This is a genomic window from Tessaracoccus lubricantis, from assembly GCF_039544535.1.
GTDB lineage: Bacteria > Actinomycetota > Actinomycetes > Propionibacteriales > Propionibacteriaceae > Arachnia > Arachnia lubricantis.
On record NZ_BAABLV010000025.1, the window covers coordinates 1 to 18,549 of the forward strand.

An 18,549-nucleotide genomic window follows, 5' to 3' on the forward strand; every position below is an offset into this window, starting at 1 on the left:
GGAGACGCGCCGGGCGGATGCGTTCATGCTGCTGATCCAGACCGCCGCCGCCGGCGGGAACCTGCCCGCGCATGGTGGGGACCGGCCCCAGGTGCACATCACCCTCGACTACCACACCCTCATCACCGGACTCGGCAAGGCCGGGATCGTCGGCGCGGAGAACCTCGACGGGCTCTCCGCCGGGGACGCGCGGCGGCTCGCCTGTGACGCCGACATCATCCCCGTCGTGCTGGGGTCCGATTCGAAACCGTTGGATGTGGGCCGGGCCCACCGGATGTTCCCCGCCGCGATCCGGACCGCGCTGATCCTGCGGGACGGGGGCTGCGCGTTCCCCGGCTGCACCGTCACACCCCGGGCCTGCGAAGCACACCACATCGTCCCCTGGTGGGCAGGCGGCATCACCTGCCTCGCCAACGCCGTCCTCCTGTGCCCGCATCATCACCGGCTGGTGGAACCAGACCCGGACCAGTCACCCGAGTCGCAGTGGCACGTGCACCTCGATCCCGACACCGGACTGCCGTGGTTCACCCCACCCACACACATCGACCCCGGCAGAACACCCAAACTCCACCGGCGTTTCCAACTCCGCGCGATCCTCCACCAACACCAGCCACCGGGCAGGAACCGGGACGGCAGCCAACGCCGACCACCCCGCCGACACAACCTCGGCCGCCGACTCCCACGCGGACTCACCGCACCCACCCAGGCACCACCACGCCCAACACCCCAACCCCCACCCCAACAAAGCGAATCCTCACCAGCATGGCGCTACCAGGAATGAGTGGGCGAGGCCCTTCGTGGGGCGCGGCCCTTCGTGGGCGCTGGCTCCTTCGTCGCTGGCGCCCCTCAGGAACCGGGTGGGCGCAGGCACCCCTCAGGAACCGCGTGGGCGCCGCCGGTCAGTCGGCGAGCGTCGAGGCGTCGATCACGTAGCGGTAGCGCACCTTCGAGGCCACGACGTTGTCGTAGGCCTCGTTGATCTGGTTCGCCGGGATGACCTCGATGATGGGCCGCACGTCGTAGTCGGCGCAGAAGTCGAGCATCTCCTGCGTCTCGCGGATGCCGCCGATGTTGGAGCCGGCGACGGCGCGGTTGCCGTTGATGAGGCGGCCGAGGCTGACGGTGGCCGTCCCGTCAGACGGGAGGCCGAGGTTGACCACGACCCCGTGGGGCTTGGTGAGGCCCACCAGGGTGTCGAGCTCGACGCCGTCGGAGATGGTCGACAGCACGATGTCGAAGCTGCGGCGCACCCGCTTCATGGCGTCGCGGTCTTCGGTGGAGACATAGTCGGTGGCACCCAGCTCGAGCCCATCGTCGCGCTTGGCGAGGGTGCGGCCGAAGACGGTGACGTCTGCGCCCATCTTGGCGGCGAACTGCACGGCGACATGGCCCAGCCCGCCCATGCCGATGACGGCGACGCGTTTGCCCGGGCCGGCACCCCAGTGCTTCAGCGGGCTGTAGGTGGTGATGCCGGCGCACATGAGGGGCGCGGCGTGCTCCAGCGAGATCTCGTCTGGCACGCTCATGACGTAGTCCTGCTCGACGGTGATGCCCTGTGAGTAGCCGCCCGCGGTGGGTTCACCGTTGCGGCCGATCGCGTTGTACGTGCCCACGGTGCCCTGCCCCTTCGGGGCGGTACAGAACTGCTCCTCGCCGTCCTGGCACATCTCGCATTCACCGCACGAATCGACGAAGCAGCCGACGCCGACGCGGTCGCCCACCTTGAACTTGGTGACCTCGGAGCCCACCTTCGTCACCACGCCAGCGATCTCATGGCCGGCGACCAGCGGGTAGATGGGCTCACCCCACTCTGCGCGGGCGGTGTGGATGTCGGAGTGGCAGATGCCCGCGTAGGCGATCTCGAAGTACACCTCGGTGGGGCCGGGCTCCCGGCGGGTGATGGTGGTCTTCTCGTACCGGCCGGTGGGCGAGTCGATGGCGTAGGCGATGACCTCAGGCATGGAGCCGAGGTTACTCGCCCCCCAAACCGACGAGCCACGCGGCGTCCTGCTCGGGGCCCGGCATGGGGGCCTCGGCGTTGGCGTCCGGCACGGTGCAGTTCATGGCCTCGCCCGGCGCGGGGCCGAACTCCTTGCCACCGAAGATCACGTCCTTCGCGTAGGCGTAGTACGCGTCGTGCTCACCGGTGTCGTACGGGTTGTCCAGCGCGCAGCGGCCGACGTAGTAGCCGATGACGTCTGCGAAGACCTCACTGACCTTGCTGCCCGCGTAGTCGGAGAAGCGGCCCTCCCGGGCGTACAGCTTCTTGAAGTCGGTCCAGTACTGCGGCTCCGAGTAGCGGTCCGAGTTGAGGACGTGCGCAAGCTCGTGCGCCACGAGGCGGGTGAGGCGGCCGTCGTCACCGGAGTCGAGGGCACCTTGGAACTTGGCGAAGTCGAACGAGACGTAGCCGCTCTTCGTCAGGCTCCAGTCGCCCCAGGCGTAGCCGCGGATGCTGGTGGTGTTGATGCCGACGGTGCCGCTGACCTTGCTCTGCAGGTTCTTGCGGTAGTCGGTGCACTCCATGGCGTCGAGCGTCTCCCAGAGGATCTTGATCGACGGGCGGCGCGCCTCAGTCCATTGCGAGCCGGCCAGCTTGAAGCCGAAGTTGGTGGCCAGCTGCACCTTGATCTCGTCGACGGTGGCGCCGTCGGGGAAGGGGAACGTCGAGGCACACGGGGTGGGGATGCCGGTGACGGGGATGACCGGCTCGGGCGCGATGGGGAGGGCGTCCGCCGAGGTGGCGACGATGGAGCCTGCCGCTACGGCAGCGAGCGCTGCCAGCGAGGCGATCCACTTGTGCACGTGCGTTCTCCCGATGATCTTCGTCGATTCCGACAGGGACAAGAGTTCCTGAAGATTCTCAGGAAATCAAACCGAGCCAAGGCTATCCCCACCGAACACTCACCGCTGCCGATTGTGGACAGATCGAACGACGCGCCGGTAGTTATCCACAGGAGCCGGACAAAGCGGGAAGAATGACCCCTTCGCCTCCTAGATTGCCGATCGGCAGGAGGGGGCCAATGCACAACCACGACCGTCCGACGAAGCCAGATCTGACACCGCCCGCAGCGCCGCGGCCTGAGGCGGTCCAACTCCGAGCCCGCCGCAGCCCGAAGCTCATCGCGCTGGGCCTGCTGCTCGTGACGATGGGGGGCATCGGGGCAGCGCTGCTCTACACCATGAACGCCGACCAGAAGTCGGTCGTGGTGATGGCCGCAGACGTCCTGCGCGGCGAGGTCGTCGCCGCCGAAGACCTGATGGTGATGGAGGTGCCCGGCGCGCTCGGCGTGGAGGCTGAGGGTGCCGACGTCCTGCAGTCGCTCGTCGGGCAGCGTGCCCGCATGGACCTGCCGCAGGGGGCCTTCCCGCTGGCCCGTCACGTCGGCGACGACCCGCTGCCCAGCGGCCAGAGCCTCGTGGGCCTCCGCCTGACGCTCGGCAAGCTGCCCAGCACCGACCTCCCACCGGGCACCACCGTGCGGCTGGTGGGGCTCGTGGATGGGGCAGAGTCCGCCGTCGACGCGGTGCTGGCCACCCGGCCACAGCTATTGGACGACGGCGTCAGCTACGCGCTCGACGTGCAGGTGGCTGATGGCGAGGCCGACGCAGTCGCCCGGCTCTCCGCGGCAGACCAGGTGGCGCTCGTGGTGACGACGGAGGGCTGATGGCAGTCATCGTGTTCACCTCCGCGGCGGGGGCGCCGGGCGCGACGACGGCGTCGCTCGGCCTGGCGCTCACGTGGCCGCGGCACGTGCTCCTGGCCGACTGCGACCGCGAGCCGGCGCAGTCGGTGCAGGCGGGATACCTGCGGGGCATGGACCACGGCGGGCGGGGGCTCATGACACTGGCCCACCTCCACCGCGAGGGCCACCCCTTGGCCCCTGAGCTATGGCGTCAGACTCTGCCGCTCGCCGAAGGCACGGACGTGCAGCGCCGCTTCCTGCCCGGCTTCACCTCGCCCGGCGCCGCCCGCCTGTTCGAGCACGTGTGGCCAGCACTGGGCGAGTCCTTCGAGGCGCTGGACCCGCAGGGCGTCGACGTCCTGATCGACGCCGGCCGGCTCTCCACGACCGGCCTGCCGCTGGGGATGCTCAGCGCGGCAGACGTGGTGCTCCTGACGGTGCGGTCCTCGCTGCGTTCGCTGGCCGGCGCCCGCATCCACCTGCCGACGCTGCGTGACCAGTTGGCCGCGCTGCCGCAGCAGGTCGCCGTCGGACTGGTGGTGGTGGGCCCGGAGCGTCCCTACTCGGCTGCCGAGATCTCCGCCCAGTTCGCGGCCCCCGTCTGGGCGGAAGTGCCGTGGGAGCCCAGATCCGCCGAGGTCCTGAGCGACGGGGAACGTGAGCCGCGGAAGTTCTTCGAGGGGTCGTTCATGGGGAGGATGCGGGCAGACGCGAAGTCGCTGTCGGAGCGGCTCACCAGGGCCCGGCAGGCCGCGGCCCTCGTCACGGGAGGCGCCCGATGAGCATCCACGACCTGCCTCCGCTGGCCGGCGCGCTCGGCCGGCTGGGCGCGACACCCACCGGCGTGCCGTCCATGCCGGCCCGACCCACCCGCGCGGCCGTGTCGCCCGCGACGCCGCCGCGCGTGCCGGGACCTCCGTCGGAGGTCGACTGGCAACTCGTGGTGACGCTCAGGCGGGAGGCGGCCGAGGCCATCTCCGACGCCGGCTCCGGGTGGATGGCCAGCCGCGGGCAGCCCATGCCGGAGGCAGACCGCCGGGTGCAGGGCCGCTCGATCATCCGCCGCGTGGTGCACGCCCACGCACAGGCGCTGGGCGACTCGGGCGAGGCGCTGTGGCCGATGGAACTCGAGACCCGCTACGCCGACGCCGTGGAGAGCGCGGCCTTCGGCTACGGCCGCCTGCAACCGCTCTTCGAACTGCCGGAGGCGGAGAACATCGAGATCCACGGCTGCGACTCGGTGATGGTCCAGTACGGCGACGGTCGCCGGGTGCCGCACCCCGCCGTCGCGGACTCCGACGACGAACTGGTCGACGCCATCCGGTTCCTGGGCGAGACGGCCTCTCCCCCACGCCCGTTCGACGACCTCCACCCGACGATGACCCTCGCCCTCGGCAACCGGTTCCGGCTGCACGCCATCGGCTTCGGCTTGTCGTACCGGCCCAGCGTCGTGATCCGCCAGCACAGGCTGACCGACGTGACGCTGGCAGACCTCGCCGAGGGCGGGATGCTGCCCCCGCATTTGGCGCGGATGCTGCAGTCGGCCGTGCTGGCGCGCAAGTCGATCGTGATCTCAGGCGACCAGGGTGCGGGCAAGACCACGTTGCTGCGGGCGCTCATCGCGGCCATTCACCCCAACGAGCGCTTCGGCACGCTGGAGACGGACTACGAACTGCTCACCCACCTGCTGCGCAACCGTCGCAACGTGCTGGCGCTGCAGGCGCGCGTCGGCATGGGTGAGACCTCCGGCGGCGTGGGGGTGGGCGACTACACCGTCGCAGACCTCATCCCGGAGGCGCTGCGCCAGAACCTGACCCGGCTGGTGGTGGGCGAGGTGCGTGGCGCGGAGGCGGGCGCGATGTTCGAGGCCCTCCAGTCGGGCGCAGGCGTGCTCAGCACCACCCACTCGCACTCGGCGGCGTCCACGATCGACCGCCTGGCCGCACGCGTCGCACAGGGCCGCGTGCTCAGCATCGAGGACGCCATGAACCAGATCGCGCACCACATCGACTTCCTCGTCCACGTGCAGCTGACCGACGACACCTGGCGCGGCGGCACCCGCCGTCGGTTCGTCTCCGAGGTGCGCCAGCTCACCGGGGCCGTGGAGGCGGGACGCCCCGCCACCCATGTGGTCTATCGGGCGGCGAGCGCCACTGAGGGTGAGCTGTACCAGCCTGAGGCGGGCATGTCGCGGGAGCTCGCCGAGTTCGACGGAGTCTCGCTGTGGACGTGATGGTCGTCGTCGCCCTGGGCTGCGCGGTGGGGCTCGGGCTGACCTTGGTGGTGGCCGGACTCCGCAGGACCGTGCCGGCGCCGTCCACAGGGTCATCCACAGACCTGTGGACAAGCGCGCTCCGCTGGTGGACAACCCTGACCCCGCGTCGCCGCGCCTGGTTCGGCGGAGCCGGCGCGGCAGGAGCGCTGGTCACGGTCGTCACCGGCTGGCTTCCGGCGCTGCTGCTGGTGCCGGGCACCGCGATCATCATCCCGCTGCTGTTGATGGCACCTCCGAACCGCGAGATCGAGGTGATCGCGGCGCTCGACCGGTGGGTGCGCCTGCTGGCCACCTCGCTGTCTTCCGGCAAGTCCATCCGCGACGCGATCTTCGCCACCCGGCACCAGGTCCCAACCGTCCTGACGGGGCCGGTGGGGCGGCTGTGCATCCGGCTGGACCAGCGGTGGACCATGCGCGACGCCCTCTTCGCGCTGGCAGACGAGCTCTGCTCTGCGGACGCCGATGCGGTGGTTGCGGCGCTGGTGATCGCCGCCGGGCGTGGCGGGGCAGGCGCAAGGGCAACGCTGGCGGCGCTCTCGGACAACAGCCAGGACCGGCTCAGGGCGCTGCGCGAGGTGGCGGCGGAGCGGGCGAAACCGCGGGCCGTGGTGCGGCAGGTGACCTACATCACGTTGGCCGTCCTCGGTGCCGCGCTCCTGTTCAACGGCACATTCTTCGCGCCCTACCGCTCACCTCTGGGACAGTTGCTGGCCGTGACCCTGGCGGCGGCCTACCTGGGCTGCCTCGTCGTGCTGCGCCGGCAGACGGTGCCGCCGATGGCGCCGCGTTTCCTCAGGAGCCTCCAGTGATGATGGGGTTGGCGATCGCCTGCGGCATGGTGGCCGGATTCGGGCTCCTGCTGGTGCTCCGGGGCTCCGTGGCGGCCCCCGTACGCCTCGACGACGCCCTCGCCCTGCTCGATCGACGGCCCACCGCAGCGCAGGCCGCAGCCGCCGGGCTGGACGGGTTGGGCGAGCGCCTCCAACGCCGACTACGCCTCCCGCTGACGGCGAAGCAGCAGAAGCTCCTGCTCATGCAGGACCGCACCGTCGGCGACTTCTTCATCGAGAAGCTCGTCTGGACCCTGACCGGCTTCTTCCTCCCGGCGATGTGGGGCGCGTTGCAGTTCCTCATGGGCCGACCCGTGGGGCTGACTCCGCTGGCAGTGGCGCTGGCGGGCGCCCTGTGCGGGTACTTCGTGGCCGATCTGCGGCTCCGCTCGGGCGCGGAGGAGGAGAAGCGGTCCGCCGTCGACGGCATCCACACGTTCTTCGACCTGGTCGTCCTCGAGCGGCTGGCGAACTCCTCAGCGGCCCAGGCGACGGCGAACGCCGCGGCCATCTCCGATGCTCCCCTGTTCCGCCGCATCACCGCAGGGCTGGAGCGGGCGCGGATGGAGCAGGTTCAGCCCTGGCCGGAGTTGCGACGGGTCGCTGCTGAGTGGGGCGTGCCGGAGCTCGCCGACTTCAGTGACGTCATGCAGCTCGAGGAGCAGGGCGCCGGTGTCGCCGACGCCCTCCGGGCCCGCGTGCGCGAACTCCGGGACGCGCACCTGAGCCAGCAGAAGGCCAGGGCGCAGGAGGCAAGCGAGGCGATGACGCTCTGGATGACGATCCCGGCGCTGCTCCTGGGCGTGGCACTCGTCGCGCCCGCGTTGCTGACCCTGATGGGGAGTTGATGTCAAGCGATCAGACCACCTGTGGACAACTTTCACCACATTCCACCACCACCTGTGGATAACGCACTTTTCGAGCCCGTCCCAGACAAGAGTGTCCCTTGAGGAGGAACCCATGTCACCCATCCAGCAGACCGTCGAGTACATCATCGACACCCTGACGCCCACTCGCCGCCACGACGAGCGCGGCCTGAGCCAGAGCACCGAGAACGCGATCCTGCTCGCCGGGGCCGCAGGCATCGCCGTCATCATCATCACCGTCATCACCGCCTACGTCACCGACAACCTCCCGGGCTGAGCATGGGTCTCGGCAGGCGCTTGGCTTCGGCGGGCTCGGCGGTCATCGCGCTGGGCGCGCTGCTCGTCGGCGTGCCGTGGTTCCTCCTGCGCTTCACGGACGCAGGCCACCTCCTCGAGGCCGACTGGGGCGCCGCGCTCACCACCGGCGCGGGCTCCCAGCTGATCCTGGCCATCCTGGCTGCGCTGGCGTGGGCGGCATGGCTGGTGGTGGCGCTGACCGTGGTCCTCGAGCTGCTGGCCGTGCTGTCCCGGCAACGGATCCGGCTGGCGCTGCCGGGCACCGGTTGGTTGCGGCCGGCCATCGGCGCTCTGGTGCTGGCTGCGGTGGCGAGCCCCACCGTCGCCTCTGCCGATGGCACGGTGGCCGCACCGCCCCTCGAGTCGCACGCCGCGCCGGCCTCGGCGGTCGCCGCGGCAGACCCGCCGCCCGCTGCCAGCGCGGTCGGCCATGCGTCTTCGCGCAGCTACACGGTGCAGCCGGGCGACGAGTTGTGGGAGGTCGCCGAGCGCGAGTTGGGCTCCGGTGAGCGGTGGCGTGACATCGTCGCGCTCAACGAGGGCCTCTCCGACGTGTCCCGGCTGGCGCCGGGCGAGGTGCTCGCCCTACCCACAGCTCCCGACGGCGCCCCCGAGGTCACCGTGGTCGTCGAGGAGGGCGACACGCTGTGGCACATCGCCGGAGCAGAGCTCGGCGACCCGCATCGGTGGCCCGAACTGCACCGGGCGAACTCCGAGCTCGTCCAGGACCCGGACGTGATCGAGGTGGGGTGGGAACTGCGCGTTCCCGCTGCGGACGCCGCACCTGTTGCGCCCGCGCCTGCGCCTGCGCCCCCTCCGCCCGAGGCTGAGGCTGAGGCTGAGGCTGAGGCTGCGGCGGTCGGAACGGCCGAGGACGCCGTCGCCGAGGCCTTCGGATGGGGCCGGCCCGTGGAGGCGGTCACCCCACCCGGGGCGGAGCAGGAGCCCCGGCCGGCGGCGGAGACCGCCACGGAGACCCCAGCGGCAGGAGCGGCCGAGGAGGACCACCCGAGCGACGACTACCCCGGCATGCTCGCCCCCGTCGGCGCCGCGCTGGCCGGCTCGGTCCTCATCGGCGTGGCCGGCAGGCGGAGGGCACAGGTGCTGGCCCGGGCCATGGGTCGACGGCTCGTCCCGCTGCCGGAGCAGGTCGCGCACTTCTGGACGGCGCTAGCCCACCGCTCCGAAGCGCCCGCTGCGGTGGTCGCTGGGGGCCCCACGACGATCGTGCTGGGCTGGGACGGCGACGAGCCGGTGGAGGCGGACCTGGAGGCCGAACGTGCCCTGCTGTTCACCGGCGCCGAACGTACGGCCGCGATCAGCGCCGTCGTGACCGCGCTGTCGTGCGCCCCGGCCTCGGCGCCGGTCGAACTGGTGGTGGTCGGGCGCGACGACTGGGTCACCGCGCTGGACGACCCACGCGTCGGCAGCGAACCCAGCACCCAGGCTGGGCTGAACCGTCTGGCGAGGACGTGCTCGGAGCGTCGGCTCGCCATGCGGCAGCGCACGCTCGCGTCGGTGCGCGCCGACGCCGACCTGGCCGAGGCGTTCATCCCCACCGTCGTGGTGTTCCTACACCCCCTCAGCCCGGCAGAGCTCGACGCGGTGGGTGATGCCCTGGCGCTCGGCGAAGTCGGGGTCTCCGTCGTCGCCGGCACCGCCATGGCCCCTCATCTGCCGTATGCACCGGTCCACGTCGAGCGCGAGGAGGCCGTCCTCAGAGGGAGACGCTTCAGCCCGCAGCTGGTCACGGCCCCGGCCCGCCGGGCGCTGGTGGAACTCTTCGCCACCACCGGCAGCCTCGACACGCAGCCCGCTCCCTGGTGGAAGGGCGACGACGACCTGCCCCCCAACGTTCACCCCCTCCCCCGGCAGGACCGCCCCGAGGAGCGCGCCATGACCACCACGCTGAGTTCCCCGTCGCACCCGGTGCTGTTCGTCCTCGGCCCGGTCGAGCTGCGCGGCACTGCCGGCACGCCGCCGACGCGGGCGGTCGGACAGTGCATGGAGTACTGCGCCTGGCTACTGCACAACCCCGGCGCCACGCCCACGCGGATGCTGCACGACCTGCAGGTGGCCGACGCCACGCGCCGGTCGAACATGAGCAGGCTGCGCACGTGGCTGGGAGCTGACCCGGCGGGCACCCCGTACCTGCCGGACGCCTACACCGGCCGGATCCATCTCGACGATCGCGTCACGTCCGACTGGGAACAGTTCGCCGCCACCCTCAGCGGCGGCATCAACGTGGCCAGCAGCCAGGCGCTCCGCGACGCCCTCACGCTAGTGCGCGGCGTCCCGCTGGGTGCCTTCGCGTTCCAGTGGCAGTGGGCCGAGCAGCTGCGGGCCGACATGATCGCGATGATCGTGGACGCAGCCTGCGTGCTGGCCGAGCGCAGCCTCAAGTACGGCGACCCCGAGACCGCGATGTGGGCCATCGAACGTGGCCGCATCGGCGCGCCGGACGACGACGTGCTGGCCGTGCTGGAGATCGAGACGCTCGCTCGGCTGGGGCGCGCGTCCGACGCCGACCACGCCGTCCTCATGCTCAACCGCGCGCTGCGCAACGAGGGCCGAGACCTGGAGGCGTCGCTGGCCGTCCGGGTGCAGGGCGTGATCCAGACGCCGGCGCGCCGCGCCCTGTCGGAATGAGGAAGGGGCGGGCGACCGAAGCCGCCCGCCCCCTGTCACCGGAGGGGTGCCTAGATGCGTTCCTTGAACATCACGATGTTGTTGAACACCCATTCGTTGCTCTGGCTGAACGTGTACCCGCCGCCGGCCTTCGCCGTCGCCTGGTACACCGTGACCATCGCGTAGGAGCGGCAGCCGCCGCGGCCGGTGGCTGCGGTGTCGCACTCGGTGCGCCACATGCGGCCATCGGTCGCGGTCCACTCGCCCGTGTGGCCCAGCGGGTTGGTGCCCCACTCGGCCCGCGTCATGAACGGCAGGTAGGTGAGGTTGTTGAACGCCCAGCCCGTGGTGCGCACGTACTGCCCGTCCTCCACCTTCACGGTGGTGGCCCAGATGTAGGTCCAGCACCGCTCGGTCTGCGAGTACTCCTCACACGTGGTCTCCCACTGGCGGCCGTTGAGGTTGTGGAAGCCGGGGAGCGTGTAGGGAGCGGTCCGCACGAAGTCCGGCTTGCCGGGCGACGTGGGAGGCGACGTCGGGGGCGTCGGCGGCTGCGTGGGCTTCACGTCGCGCAGCACCACGGGGTACTGCCACGCGTTGACCGCGCCGTCGGCGTCGTCGAACGAGATCAGGATCATCCCGTCCTCGCCCCGCAGCGTCTCCAGCGCATCGGCGTCGAGCGCCAACCGCACCGTCGCCGTGCCCGGGCTGACGGCCTTCTCGGCCTGCCCGAGGAGGCGTCCGCCCATGTCGGGTGCCCACGGGGCGGCAGCGGTGTCGGTCTCGAGGTTGCAGGTCGAGAAGCCGAGCTCGTCGCCCGGGCAGCTGGAGACCCACACCGGGATGGCTGACGGGTTGCCGTTCCAGGCGAACGCCCTGACCGTGCCGGCCTTCGCCGCGTTGACGCTGATGGTGGCGCCGCCGTCGTCGAAGGTGACACCGCGCACGGTGAGCGCCCGGCTGGCCTGCAGGCCGGCGATCGTCACGCCACGGGCCGCGGACTGGTAGATGGTCTGCGGCGACTCGACGCCACGCAGCGCCTCGTCGGGAATGGTGGGCGTGTCGGGCGTCGTCGAACGGCCGTCGGGCGCCGTGTACCCGTCGAGGTACGCGTGCCCCCAGCGGTACGGCTCGGACTGCTGGCTGCCGAACGGCGACCAGGCGGTGCGGGTCTTGCCGATGAACGTCTGCACGTCGGAGTCGTACGGCGTGACGTTGAGGCCCAGATAGTCCGGGTCCACGTCGTTGGTGGCCTGCGCGCCCGTGGGGGCGGCACCGGTCACGACCGCCGCAGGCAGGTTCTCGAGCGGGATCTTCACCTCGACGGTGAACCCGCCGCCGACGTAGGTGCCGTCGTCGTTGCGGGTCACGTCGACCGCCACTTCCTGGCCGGGCGAGTTGGGCCCGCCCTCGACGGTGGCCGCGAGCGGACCGGACGAGAAGCCCTGGTGGTTGTCGGCGTCACGGCTCCAGCACGGCCCGTTCGCGCCCTGGCCGGCGGCGCCGGACGGGTCGTCGGTGAACGGCATGATGCCGCTCTTGAACGTGGTGGAGGTGTCACGCGAGCCGCCCAGCGGGTCGAGGAGCACCTCGACCGAATCCACCAGCCAGTGGCCGAAGCAGCGCTCCGGCGTGGCGGCGGCGCTGGCCATGTTGTCGACCACGAACGCGGTGACGTACAGGGCGTCGGCGTGCCAGGCCAGGCGCATGGTGCTGCCCTCGCCACAGTCGGTGCCGTTGGGCTCGCACTGCGCGCCCTCCCAGCGTCGGCCGATGTCCACCGGGTCGCCGTAGACCTCGTCGGCGACACCGTCGACCACCGGCTCCGTCTCCGCCTCCGGGATCACGGTGGTGGGCACCACGTAGAGGCGCAGCGTCTCGGTGCTGGTGGAGCCCAGCGCGGTCGCCGTGGTGACGATCGGCACGTCGACGATGCGGCCACCCACGTCCGACGGGTCGGTGTGGGTCACCACGAAGTTGACGGTCTGCCGTTCGCCGGCCCCCAGCGCCGTGTAGGCGACGGTGGCCTGGTCGACGGTGAACGGTGCGGCCACCTGCAGCGAGACCTCGCCCGTCTGCGGGACGGTGGTGCGGTTGGTCACGATGACCGGGATGGTCACGGACTCGCCGGCGCCGATCTGGCGCTCGGCCGACGACCGGCCGGACACGCGGGTGAACTCGTCGGCCCACGCCTCGTAGGCCGCGTAGTTGCCCCAGCGCTGGAACTGGCCCTCGACGCCCGCCACCAGCTGCACGCGGGTGTCGTTGTAGGCGGTGACGGTGCCGTTGTCGAAATGGGCCTCGATCTTGTACCGGGCCAGCGCCGCGTCGTCCGACGGCGTCACCGTGAGCGTGGCGCTGGAGGTGGCGGAGGTGGTGATGGGGCCGAGTTCGGCGTCACCGGTGACGGTCCAGCCCTCGGGCACGCCGAGGGTCACGTCGCCGGCGGCGATGGTGCCGGAGCCGGACTTCGCAGTGACGGTCACGTCGAACGGCACCCCGGGCGCCTGGAAGTAGTCGTCCACCTCGATGGTGTAGGTAGAGCCCAGCGGCATGCCGCCCGGGTCCGCGACCAGCGTGCCGAAGAGGATGGCGTCGTCACGCGCGTTGGCGGCGGTGCCGTTGGGTTGGAACGGCACCAGCGACTGCGCGATGCCGTAGCGCTGGCAGAACGGATCCCACAGGCCGGTGAGCTTGCTGCGCGCCTGCGTGGGATGGCCACGGTTGTCCTCGCGGCCCACCTGCGCCCACGTCATGGGGGTGCCGGGCTCCATGCCCTGCACGTTGCCCTCCAGCCACGTGTACGGCGACTCGAACCCGGTCCACGTCCCCACGACGGTGAACTGGTTGTTGTCGGCAGGCACGAAGCCGGCGTTGCACTCGGCGGCGAGCTGGCCGCCGGTGCCGTTGGTGGCGGCGCCCGACGTGATGACCTTGACCTGCCACGGCTCGACGGCGTCGGGGCCGGTGAGCTGCTCGGGGAACGCGTTCGGGTCGGCGGCCAGCTGGACGGCCTCCCAGTTCACGCGGCCGGAGTACTGGTGGTGCCCGTGCCCGGCCGGGCTGGGCGGCCAGCCCATCAGGATCTCGGGCTGGGTCTGGCGGATGATGTGCACCACCTGGCGCTGGATCCGCTCGGAACCCCAGATGTCCTCGGTGAGCGCGGCGCTGGTGTTGTACCAGAAGTCCACCGCGTCGATGTTGTAGATGTCGTACATGCCGGCCCGGTAGAAGGAGGTGCGGTCCTCGTTCTCGCGGCGCAGGCCCAGGTCGGGGCCGGCCTCGTCGCCGACCGAGTTCGAGCCGCCCTCACCGCGGGTGAGCATGACCACGCCGCACTTGACGTCGAAGCGGTCGGTCCAGACACCGCAGGGGGTCACGAAGCCGGCGTCGTCGTCGGGGTGGGCCCAGATGCCCAGGACGTCGACCTTGTTGGGGTTGACCTCGGTGGCCACGGACCCCTCGCCCACGGCGAGCTCGGTGTCCTGTGCCCAGGCCGGGACTTGGAGGCCGAAGCCGACTGCCATTGCAGCGGCCAGGGCTAACAACTGTCTTCTCATCGGAACCTCCAATGGCAACGACGGCGTTGCCCTAGTTGTATGAGGATTGCGCTCATAGTAGGCACAACATGAGTGCAGTTGAGAGGTCTTGACGGTTTGTGATTGCTTCGACGGTCAGCCCGGGGCGTGGCCGGCGTCGGACGCCATCGCGAACGTGCCCTGGGCGCGACGCACGCCGTGCACCGGGTGCGTCGGGATGAGGTCGGCCAGGAACGCGTACTCGCGGCCGATGTGCGCGGCCCTGAGGTCGCCCTCGTCGCGGAGGCGCTCCAGGTTGCGCCACCAGTCGGCCAGGTCGCCCCAGCCGGGTGCGGCCAGCGAGCCGCCGAACTGCCGCACGGCCAGCGACGAACTCAGCGAGGCGAACTGCAGCCGCTGCTCCAGGCTCCAGCCCGACAGCGTGCCCAGGATGATGGCGGCGGCGAAGACGTCGCCGGCCCCCGTCGGGTCGATGGCGTCGACGGCGACGCTGGGGCAGTACGCCTCCTCGCCGGTGGTGTTGTCGATGGCGTAGGACCCGCGCACGCCGTCGGTGACCACCGCCAGTGGGACGAGGTTGGCCAGCGCCCGCACGGCGTTGCTGGGCCGGTCGGTGCGGGTGTAGCCCATGGCCTCCACCGAGTTGGGCGTGAAGGCGTGGCACTGGTTCAGCGGGGCGAGGTGCGCCTTGTCCCAGCGCCCGCTCTCGTCGAAGCCGACGTCGGCGAACATCAAGGTGCCCTCGTGGCGCAGCTTGTCCCACCACTGGCCGGGCCGCTTGAGGTCGACCGCTGCGGCGCGGGCGGCAGGCGCGGCGAGCAGCAGGTCGTCGAGCGGTTCGGGGAGCGGATGTTCGTGGGTGACCATGCCCCTGTCGCCGCGGAACGCCATCGAGACGGTGATGGCCGAGTGGAAGTTCTCGAAGCGACGCGAGCACGACAGGTCGATGTGCTCCTGCTCGGAGAGGGTGTCCCACATCCAGTCGGCGTACGCGTCGTCGCCGAAGCCGGTGACCAGGCCGGTGCGCAGGCCCAGCCGCGCCGTCGCCGTCGAGAGGTTCGCGATGCCGCCGGGGCACGACCCCATGCCGGTGCTCTGCAGCTCCTCGCCAGGCTCTGGCAGCCGCGGCAGGCCGGTGAAGATGATGTCGAAGAACAGCGGCCCGGTGGTCACCACGTCCAGCGGCGGGTCGTCGTCGGAGCGCAGTTCGGCGAGCGGGTCCCAGTTCCAACAGTCGTAGCAGACGGGTTCCTGGTGCTGGTGCTGGTTCATTCCTTCGAGGCTCCTTCGAGCATCCCGCTGATGAAGTAGCGCTGCAACAGCAGGAAGACGACGATGATCGGCGCCGCGATGATGACACCGGCGGCCGCCAGCAGCGCGTGATCAGAGGTGTACTGGCCCTTGAAGATGGCCAGCCCCAACGGGGCCGTGCGCCACTGGCCCCCCGGGCTCATGATCAGCGGGATGAGGAACTCGTTCCAGGTCCACATGAACATCAGCACCGACACCGTCGCGATGGAGGGCAACGACGGCGGCACCACGATGCGCCACAGCGCGGCCAGGCCCGACGTGCCGTCGATGGCCGCGGCCTCGATGAGGTTGCGGGGCAGCGCGCGGAACTGGGCGCGCATCCAGAACGTGCCGAACGCCACCGACTGCGCCACCTGCGGCAGGGCGATGGCCCAGATGGTGTCGGTGAGGCCGAGGTTGCGCAGGTCGAAGAACAGCGGGATGACGATGGCCTCGGCGGGCACCATCAGCCCGAGCAGGAACAGGTAGAACAGGACCGTCGAGCCGCGGAACCGCATCGTGCCGAACGCGTAGCCGGCCAGGATCGACAGCACCAGCGCCAGGCTGACCACCAGCAGCGCCACCAGCAGCGAGTTGGTCAGCGCGGTGGCGAAGTTGCCGAGCTCCCAGGCGGTGACGAAGTTCTCCCAGTGCAGCGCGCCGCCCACGACGCCGATCTGGGGGCGCAGCGCCGTGACCAGGATGGTGATGATCGGGAACAGCGCGAAGAGCGCGAACAGGCTGAGGATCACGTAGTTCATCAGCCGCTCACCGGCCGAGACCTTCACCGTCGCACCTCCTTCTCTTCACCGATCCGCGAGACGAACACGTTGATGACGAACACCAGGATGGTCAGCACGATGGCCACGGCCGAGGCCGAGCCCACCTGCTTGAGGTTGAACGCGCGGTTGTAGACCTCGTAGCTGGGCACCGTCGTGGCGGTGCCCGGGCCGCCCGAGGTGGTCACGTAGACCAGGTCGAACGTCTTCAGCGCCGCGATGATGGTCAGCACCAGCGCGGTGGCGATCTCGCCGCGCACGCTGGGCAGGGTGATCGAGAAGAACTCGCGCACGGGGCCTGCGCCGTCGAGCCGGGCGGCCTCGTAGAGGTCGTTGGAGATGCGGTTCATGCCTGCCAGCAGCAACAGCATGACCAGGCCGGTCTGCAGCCAGAAGCCCACCATGCCGACGGCGGGCAGGGCGAAGGTCGGGTCGCCCAGCCAGCCGCGCGCGAACTCACCGAGCCCCACCAGTTCCAGCACGGCGTTGAGCAGCCCGCGCGGCGAGTAGATCTGGTACCAGGCGACGGCGACCACGACCAGCGCGATCACCTGCGGCATGAAGATCACCACGCGGAAGAAGCCCAGGCCGCGCACCCGGCCCCGCCGCAGCACCGCCGCCAGGACGAGGCCCACAACCAGCGGCAGCACGGAGTAGAAGATGATCAGGATCAGCGCGTGGAGGATGGCCGCAAGGAAGCGGCGGTCGCCCATGAGGGCGGCGTAGTTGCCGAGCCCCACGAACTCGGACGGGCCGAAGCCCGGCCAGTCGTACAGCGAGAACTGGCCGGACCTCAGTAGCGGGTACAGGAGGAACGCGGCGTAGACGAGGAAGGCGGGGAGCAGGTAGAGGTAGGGCGTGGCCCTCCCCCTGATCACCGCCGAGGGCCGCGCCTGGCCCCCGCCACCCCGTCGTGCCATCGTCACTCGCCCGTGAAGCCCTTGTAGTCGTCCTCGAACGACTGCAGCACCTCTTCCGGCGAACGCTGCCCGCCGACGGCCTCCTGGAGGCCCTGGCCGGCGGTGTCGGAGAAGGTGGGCGTCGCGTAGTCGAGGTACGGCAGCAGCGTGCCCTCCTCCGAGACCTTGTCGAAGGCCTCGAAGATCTCCTTGAGCACGCCCGATTCGGGCGCCAGGTCGGCGGCGCCGAGCACCGGGAAGCCGCCGTTCTCGGCGATGAGCTTCATGGCCTCGTCGCTGGTGATGTAGTCGATGTAGGCCACGGCCGCGTCCTTGTTCTCGGCGTTGGCCGGGATGGAGAACGGGATGCCGGTGCCGCCGGTGGTGGCGAGCTCGCCGTTGACGGCGGGCGGCGGGGCCATGAAGCCCAGGTCGTCGCCCATCACGGCCTCCATGTCGACGCCCAGCCACGAGCCGCCGGGCAGGAAGACGCCGGTGCCGTTGGTGAAGTCGTTCCAGGCGGCGTCGTAGTCGGTGCCGTTGGGCGAGGAGCCGAAGTAGCCCTCGGTGCCCCACTTCGCGAACTGCTCCATGGCGGCCTTGTTGCCGTCGGAGAGCCAGCTGGCGCCCGCGTTGCCCATGCCGAGCTTCACGGCCTCCTCCGGCTCGACGTAGTTGGCCATCAGAGGGCCGAAGACGTGGATGGCGGGCCAGCCCTCGATGTTGCCGAGGATCATGGGCTGCTCGCCGGCCTCCTTGGCCTGGTCGAGGATGGCGAAGTACTCGTCCCACGTGGTGGGCAGCTCGGCGCCGAGCGCCTCGAGCTTGCTCTTGGAGTAGAAGATGCCGACGATCTCACCGGTCTGCGGCAGGCCGTAGAGGTTGCCCTCGCCGAACGTCGTCCCGTCGTCGGAGTAGCGGACCTTCGACAGCACCGAGGCCGGGAAGCGGTCCTCCCAGCCGTACTGCGCCGCGTAGGGGCTCAGGTCGGTGAGCTGACCGGCGGTGACGAACTGGCCCATGTCGCCGCGGGCGTTGTTGACCTGCACCACGTCGGGCACGTCGTTGCCGCTGAGCGCGAGGGCCACCTGGGCCTTGAGGTCGTCGAACGACTGGCTCTGGCGTTCGATGGTGATGTTGGGGTACTTCTCCATGAACGCCTCGTTGAGGGCCACGAGGGCATCGTTCTGGCTGCCGCGCACCTCCTGGTCCCACACCGTGAGCGTGATGTCGCCCAGGCCGGCCGGGTCGACGGGGCCCTCGGCGGCCGCGGACGACGAGGTGTCCGCGGGCTCGGCGGGCTCAGGGAAGTCAGATCCGGGGGCACAGGCGGCCAGCATGCTGAGGGCTGCGGCACCCGCCAGACCCAGCTTCAGCAGGCGACGGAATGGACTTGGCGACATGAGGATCCTCCTTGACTGTCTTTGGCATGAGTCTGCCACGTTCTGTTTGCAAATGAT

Annotated in this window: 15 protein-coding genes; 8 read left to right on the forward strand and 7 right to left on the reverse strand. The window is 70.6% G+C overall.

The features are described from left to right. The coding region (locus tag ABEA30_RS07885; RefSeq protein ID WP_345581555.1) for an HNH endonuclease signature motif containing protein at window positions 1-781 on the forward strand (781 nt) is incomplete at its 5' end. 118 nt (window positions 782-899) lie between these two features. On the opposite strand, the gene ABEA30_RS07890 is transcribed toward ABEA30_RS07885, so the two are convergent. Both ABEA30_RS07890 and ABEA30_RS07895 read right to left on the reverse strand, forming a co-directional pair. Next, window positions 900-1,961 carry an NAD(P)-dependent alcohol dehydrogenase gene (locus ABEA30_RS07890; protein WP_345581559.1) on the reverse strand — a complete coding sequence of 354 codons (1,062 nt, stop codon included), beginning with the start codon at window positions 1,959-1,961 and terminating at the stop codon, window positions 900-902. Window positions 1,962-1,971: 10 nt separating this feature from the next. Continuing rightward, a complete protein-coding gene (locus tag ABEA30_RS07895) occupies window positions 1,972-2,805 on the reverse strand; it encodes a hypothetical protein (RefSeq protein ID WP_345581562.1) in 834 nt (277 codons plus the stop codon). Between the two features lie 218 nt (window positions 2,806-3,023). On the opposite strand from ABEA30_RS07895, the gene ABEA30_RS07900 reads away from it, so the two are divergent. The 7 genes from ABEA30_RS07900 to ABEA30_RS07930 all read left to right on the forward strand — a co-directional run bounded on the left by ABEA30_RS07900 (window position 3,024) and on the right by ABEA30_RS07930 (window position 10,603). Then, the gene (locus ABEA30_RS07900; RefSeq protein WP_345581565.1) at window positions 3,024-3,668 is read left to right on the forward strand and encodes an SAF domain-containing protein; all 645 of its coding nucleotides are present in this window, start codon (window positions 3,024-3,026) and stop codon (window positions 3,666-3,668) included. After that, entirely contained in the window at window positions 3,668-4,468 is an 801-nt protein-coding gene (locus ABEA30_RS07905) for a hypothetical protein (RefSeq protein ID WP_345581568.1), read from the forward strand. Before ABEA30_RS07900 ends, ABEA30_RS07905 begins: the two co-directional genes overlap by 1 nt. Beyond that, complete coding sequence (locus ABEA30_RS07910; protein WP_345581571.1) at window positions 4,465-5,919, forward strand: CpaF family protein; 1,455 nt, start codon at window positions 4,465-4,467, stop codon at window positions 5,917-5,919. The genes ABEA30_RS07905 and ABEA30_RS07910 overlap by 4 nt, the downstream gene beginning before the upstream one ends. Continuing rightward, window positions 5,919-6,770: a type II secretion system F family protein gene (locus ABEA30_RS07915; RefSeq protein WP_345581635.1), complete on the forward strand. Its 852-nt coding sequence runs from the start codon at window positions 5,919-5,921 to the stop codon at window positions 6,768-6,770. Before ABEA30_RS07910 ends, ABEA30_RS07915 begins: the two co-directional genes overlap by 1 nt. Then, window positions 6,770-7,639 carry a hypothetical protein gene (locus tag ABEA30_RS07920; protein WP_345581574.1) on the forward strand — a complete coding sequence of 290 codons (870 nt, stop codon included), beginning with the start codon at window positions 6,770-6,772 and terminating at the stop codon, window positions 7,637-7,639. The genes ABEA30_RS07915 and ABEA30_RS07920 overlap by 1 nt, the downstream gene beginning before the upstream one ends. Window positions 7,640-7,751: 112 nt before the next feature. After that, a complete protein-coding gene (locus tag ABEA30_RS07925; protein WP_345581577.1) occupies window positions 7,752-7,934 on the forward strand; it encodes a hypothetical protein in 183 nt (60 codons plus the stop codon). 2 nt (window positions 7,935-7,936) lie between these two features. Beyond that, entirely contained in the window at window positions 7,937-10,603 is a 2,667-nt protein-coding gene (locus tag ABEA30_RS07930; protein WP_345581580.1) for a LysM peptidoglycan-binding domain-containing protein, read from the forward strand. 50 nt (window positions 10,604-10,653) lie between these two features. Here ABEA30_RS07930 and ABEA30_RS07935 read toward each other — a convergent pair whose 3' ends face one another. The 5 genes from ABEA30_RS07935 to ABEA30_RS07955 all read right to left on the reverse strand — a co-directional run bounded on the left by ABEA30_RS07935 (window position 10,654) and on the right by ABEA30_RS07955 (window position 18,492). After that, window positions 10,654-14,142 (reverse strand): sugar-binding protein, encoded by a 3,489-nt coding sequence (locus ABEA30_RS07935; protein ID WP_345581583.1) that lies wholly within the window; start codon window positions 14,140-14,142, stop codon window positions 10,654-10,656. Between the two features lie 114 nt (window positions 14,143-14,256). Beyond that, window positions 14,257-15,393, reverse strand: coding sequence for a carbohydrate kinase family protein (locus tag ABEA30_RS07940; RefSeq protein WP_345581586.1), 1,137 nt, complete (start codon window positions 15,391-15,393; stop codon window positions 14,257-14,259). Continuing rightward, a complete protein-coding gene (locus tag ABEA30_RS07945; protein WP_345581589.1) occupies window positions 15,390-16,199 on the reverse strand; it encodes a carbohydrate ABC transporter permease in 810 nt (269 codons plus the stop codon). The genes ABEA30_RS07940 and ABEA30_RS07945 overlap by 4 nt, the downstream gene beginning before the upstream one ends. After that, on the reverse strand, window positions 16,196-17,110 hold the full coding sequence (locus tag ABEA30_RS07950; protein WP_345581592.1) for a carbohydrate ABC transporter permease: 915 nt from the start codon (window positions 17,108-17,110) through the stop codon (window positions 16,196-16,198). The genes ABEA30_RS07945 and ABEA30_RS07950 overlap by 4 nt, the downstream gene beginning before the upstream one ends. A gap of 2 nt (window positions 17,111-17,112) precedes the next feature. Further along, window positions 17,113-18,492, reverse strand: a complete 1,380-nt coding sequence (locus ABEA30_RS07955) for an ABC transporter substrate-binding protein (RefSeq protein ID WP_345581595.1) — start codon at window positions 18,490-18,492, stop codon at window positions 17,113-17,115. Between the last annotated feature and the right edge of the window lie 57 nt (window positions 18,493-18,549).

What these genes read in the sequence shown, in the direction of transcription:
- ABEA30_RS07900 (WP_345581565.1), top strand. Translation starts at nt 3,024, where the DNA reads ATGCACAACCACGACCGTCCGACGAAGCCAGATCTGACACCGCCCGCA.
- ABEA30_RS07955 (WP_345581595.1), bottom strand. Translation starts at nt 18,492, where the DNA reads ATGTCGCCAAGTCCATTCCGTCGCCTGCTGAAGCTGGGTCTGGCGGGT.
- ABEA30_RS07930 (WP_345581580.1), top strand. Translation starts at nt 7,937, where the DNA reads ATGGGTCTCGGCAGGCGCTTGGCTTCGGCGGGCTCGGCGGTCATCGCG.
- ABEA30_RS07890 (WP_345581559.1), bottom strand. Translation starts at nt 1,961, where the DNA reads ATGCCTGAGGTCATCGCCTACGCCATCGACTCGCCCACCGGCCGGTAC.
- ABEA30_RS07935 (WP_345581583.1), bottom strand. Translation starts at nt 14,142, where the DNA reads ATGAGAAGACAGTTGTTAGCCCTGGCCGCTGCAATGGCAGTCGGCTTC.
- ABEA30_RS07940 (WP_345581586.1), bottom strand. Translation starts at nt 15,393, where the DNA reads ATGAACCAGCACCAGCACCAGGAACCCGTCTGCTACGACTGTTGGAAC.
- ABEA30_RS07915 (WP_345581635.1), top strand. Translation starts at nt 5,919, where the DNA reads ATGGTCGTCGTCGCCCTGGGCTGCGCGGTGGGGCTCGGGCTGACCTTG.
- ABEA30_RS07950 (WP_345581592.1), bottom strand. Translation starts at nt 17,110, where the DNA reads ATGGCACGACGGGGTGGCGGGGGCCAGGCGCGGCCCTCGGCGGTGATC.
- ABEA30_RS07905 (WP_345581568.1), top strand. Translation starts at nt 3,668, where the DNA reads ATGGCAGTCATCGTGTTCACCTCCGCGGCGGGGGCGCCGGGCGCGACG.
- ABEA30_RS07925 (WP_345581577.1), top strand. Translation starts at nt 7,752, where the DNA reads ATGTCACCCATCCAGCAGACCGTCGAGTACATCATCGACACCCTGACG.
- ABEA30_RS07910 (WP_345581571.1), top strand. Translation starts at nt 4,465, where the DNA reads ATGAGCATCCACGACCTGCCTCCGCTGGCCGGCGCGCTCGGCCGGCTG.
- ABEA30_RS07920 (WP_345581574.1), top strand. Translation starts at nt 6,770, where the DNA reads ATGATGGGGTTGGCGATCGCCTGCGGCATGGTGGCCGGATTCGGGCTC.